Source organism: Halomonas sp. ND22Bw, from assembly GCF_003011945.1.
GTDB lineage: Bacteria > Pseudomonadota > Gammaproteobacteria > Pseudomonadales > Halomonadaceae > Halomonas > Halomonas halophila.
In genome coordinates this window covers 1-459 of sequence record NZ_PXWD01000157.1, presented here as the reverse complement: position 1 = coordinate 459, position 459 = coordinate 1, and the positions used below count along the sequence as shown (strand labels likewise).

At 72.3% G+C, this 459-nt stretch carries 1 protein-coding gene; it reads left to right on the top strand.

Features of this window, described 5'->3' with window-relative positions; all coding sequences use genetic code 11:
- On the top strand, nucleotides 1-451 hold a 451-nt coding region (locus CVH10_RS17455; RefSeq protein WP_106489349.1), incomplete at its 5' end, for an ATP12 family protein.
- Nucleotides 452-459: the final 8 nt, after the last annotated feature.

The window sequence follows — 459 nt, the reverse complement described above, 5'->3', positions numbered from 1 at the left end:
CTTCGCCCAGGGGCTGGCCCGCTATGGCGACAGCGACCTGTTCTATTACCGCGCCGATGCCCCGCGCGAACTGGTCGAGCGGCAGGAGGCCGCCTGGGACCCGCTGCTCGACTGGGCGCGCACCCGCTACGACGTGCATCTCGAAACCCCCGCCGGGGTGATGCACCGCGCGCAGCCGACCGCCACGCTGGCCCGACTGGCAGAGGCGGTGGCGGCGCGCGATGCCTTCCACCTCGCCGCGCTGTCGCCGCTGGTGACGATCACCGGCACGCTGATCGGCGCGCTGGCGCTGGCCGAGGGCGCGACCGACGCGGACACGCTGTGGGCCGCCGCAATGGTGGATGAGGATTGGCAGGCCGAACGCTGGGGTGAGGATACGCTGGCGGCCCAGACGCGCGCAGCGAAACGCCGCGATTACGACGCCGGGGTGCGGTTCCTGTCGCTGTTGTGACGGGTGGA